Annotated in this window: 4 protein-coding genes; all 4 read right to left on the reverse strand. The window is 32.3% G+C overall.

Annotated elements, in window-relative coordinates:
• Positions 1-143: 143 nt before the first annotated feature.
• Positions 144-341, reverse strand: coding sequence for an amidase domain-containing protein (locus tag KE503_RS15115; protein ID WP_442859957.1), 198 nt, complete (start codon positions 339-341; stop codon positions 144-146).
• A 34-nt stretch (positions 342-375) separates the two neighbouring features.
• A complete protein-coding gene (locus tag KE503_RS14230) occupies positions 376-1,308 on the reverse strand; it encodes an RHS repeat-associated core domain-containing protein (protein ID WP_212385696.1) in 933 nt (310 codons plus the stop codon).
• A complete protein-coding gene (locus KE503_RS14235) occupies positions 1,262-2,278 on the reverse strand; it encodes an ankyrin repeat domain-containing protein (RefSeq protein WP_212385698.1) in 1,017 nt (338 codons plus the stop codon). Before KE503_RS14235 ends, KE503_RS14230 begins: the two co-directional genes overlap by 47 nt.
• Before the next feature lie 188 nt (positions 2,279-2,466).
• Positions 2,467-3,167, reverse strand: a 701-nt coding sequence (locus KE503_RS14240) for a hypothetical protein (protein WP_212385700.1), incomplete at its 5' end; no start/stop codon positions are given.

Consider the following 3,167-nt stretch of genomic DNA (forward strand, 5'->3'; position numbering starts at 1 on the left):
GATGAACCTATCTTTATTAGCTAATTAATGTTGTGTCTATATTACTTTCAAAAACCACCTTAATAGATGGTTTATTTGTCGTGTTCTTTGTTTTTCGGCTGTCCTCTACTATTTTGTTTCAAACTTTCTCCTTCATACCACATTTATTTAAAATGAATTATTCGATATTTTTCTGCGTTATTTTTAGTCAATAAAAAATATTTATAATCTCTTCTTGAATTCGAATGTGCACAATATTTCAATGCTCCTTTTTTTCCTGCTGTTACAATAGTAGAATGATACCATCCTTTGCTTTTAACATAAAATTGTACAACATCTCCTCTTACTGCTTTATTCTGCATTTTATTTAGACTACTAGTTACTGTAATTTTTGCTTCATGTTTTCTCCAATATTTGCAAAAAATCCTCCACACCTACCCAAGCACTAGTCTCTTTCCATTTATAAACATAATAATTTGTCCGCCATTTTTCATATCTGTGTGAATACCAATAACTAGTTGTTTTATACATGTCCTTGCATTGCAAAATTTTCTTATAATTTTTATATTTCATTTTCTTTCCGCCTGCATGTACACATTGTGAAACAAAATTGGTACAATCTTTGGGATGTCTATTATATTTTTTATTATAATTCAAGTAATGATTATGTGCATAATTTATCGCTTTATCCTTATCATACTTATGCCCACTAGGATCAACATAATTCACTGGATTATCTGCACAATAAACATACAGATTCTGTGTCTCAGGCTCATTTATCTCTCCTCGATAAGTATCCTCTGTTAAGAATCCTCCATCTTCCGGATTATAATATCTCGCATTCAGATAATAAAGTCCTGTACTCTGATCATAGATTCCACCCGTATAACAAACCTCATTCTCTGCTTTGTTATCGCCATTGATCGTTGTCTCTCCAAAGTCTGTATACTGGTACGTTGCATCGGCACTTCCATCTTCTTTTACAAGACTTGTGCTACTTCCCTGGATATCTTTATTATACAACAGATAGTCCGTATGGTCACTTCCATATCTCTGTGTTGCAATGATATTTCCATCGGTTCCGATCAGGTTCTGGGATGTCTGGCTGTTATCTCCATCGGTTGTATAGGAAACTACTCCGTCCTGATAGTAATAGTTCGTTGTTTTGCTTCCTTCCACTTTCTGGATCCTCTGTCCGTCTCCGTTATAACGGTTCTGCTGGATCACAGCTGTTTTTCCGTCTTTGCCGGTGACAGATACTTTGCTTAAGCGGTTCTCTGCATCATAAGTATAGGATTTCTGTCTGTCCTGTCTTTGTATTCTTAACATCTGTCTGGTTTCCATTGGCATCATAGCTGTACTGGCGCACTTCATCTTCTTTTACTTTTACCCCCTGCTCATATTGTTCCTTACCGTAATTTTGATAGGTGTCATATATTTCTTCTTTTGTTGGCTGATGACCTAAAGATTCTAGTGTTTTAAAAGATTTTTTATCGCCGAAGGCTAAAATAAATTCCCATACATCACAAGGTTTTCCGTGATGATTTTTCTTGAAATTCACTTTGTCTTTTTCTATCAAAATCTTTGCATTGTCTAAGTTTCCTGCGACAATCGCAAAATCAACTGCTCTCACTTTATAATAATCTGCCTTTGCTTTTGAATTTAATTGTTGTTCTAACAAATATTTTACTACTGAAGAATGATTGCATAGTGCTGCGATCTGCAATAATCCTACTTTATCTGAGTCTTTCCAAGAAAAATCATACCCTTGTTTTCTCATGATCTTCAATGTATCCACATTACAATGTGTTGCTGCAAAAGCTAATACCTGCTCTTTATCTTTTTTATTTATTTTATCTGATATCACAAGTTTTTGAAGTTTATGATCATCTCCATTCATTGCTGCTCGTAATCCTTGTGATATATTTTGTTTTCCGTCATATTTTTCTAATTTTTTTAAAATTTGAGGCGTGAAATAATACTGCATTCCCCAATTGCTGTTATCATTGTTTAAAAGAAATGAAACTATATCGGAATCAGGCTTTGCACCTGATTCCAATAGTCTATTTAACATGTCCATTTTCTCATTATAATTTTCAAATGGAATCCTACTTACCGTTCCTTTTAGTGCTGTTATCTCATCTCCTTTTTCATTAACATCTGCACCACTCTTTATCAATTGTGAGCATATTTGTAGCTGTACCTTTTCGCTCTCAATCTCTCTGACGGCTAATTCTAACGGCTTCGTTTTTGATGATGTTTTAATTGTTTCTTTTGCAAATTCTGCATGATTTTTCAATGCTTCCTTTACGCCTTGCATATTGAGATTACAAATAAAGGTGTATAACTGTTTTTTGGATATATCCTTGTCCTTATCTTTACTGCATCCACATATGGTAAACAAAATGTTGAAAGCATCGCAATCATAATAAAAATCTTTTTTCTTATTTTCTGACTTCACAAGGTCTATGGGGTCAAATGTCCAAATTATTTAATTCGCTCCATTATGTACACATTATTTGAAGATTTATCATCTTCATATAGTATTACATCATCAATCAAAAAGTTTATGCCTCCTGTCTTATATGTCGGTTTTTTTATAATATATGATTTGTTATCTTTTAAATCAAATACTTGCATTCCTTCATGCTCAGAATCATACATAACTTCGTCTACAATAACTTTTGTGGAATCCGCTATGGCATTTGCTCCTCCTTGAAATTCAAAAATCTTTTTATCCTTTTCATTTTTTTCATATTCATACATGACTTGTCGACCTATATCATCTTTAGTTTCCCATTTTGTATAATATAGTTTCCCATTATATACTGTTATTTCCATGTATATTGGATGATTGTCCATCTCATAATCCTCATACCATTTTATTCCTCGAATTCTCTGTTGTTTCTGCGTATTTAAATTTATCTCATAAATACCAGCTCCTCCTTTATCTATATAATATAAACATTCTCCTCCAAAACATATTTGCCTCATGTAACCTTTTATAAGAACTTTATATTTTTCTTCATTATATTGAACAACATATAAATTTGTATAATCCTCCATTATTATATACAATTTATTATGGTACATTTTTACCGAAACAACTTCTGCATTTACCCCACATTTCTTCAAATTTTCTTTTGATAAAATCTTTGTGTATTTTCCTTTGAAATTACTTTTATATA

Source organism: Anaerostipes sp. Marseille-Q3525 (assembly GCF_018223505.1).
Taxonomy (GTDB): Bacteria; Bacillota; Clostridia; order Lachnospirales; family Lachnospiraceae; genus Anaerostipes; species Anaerostipes amylophilus.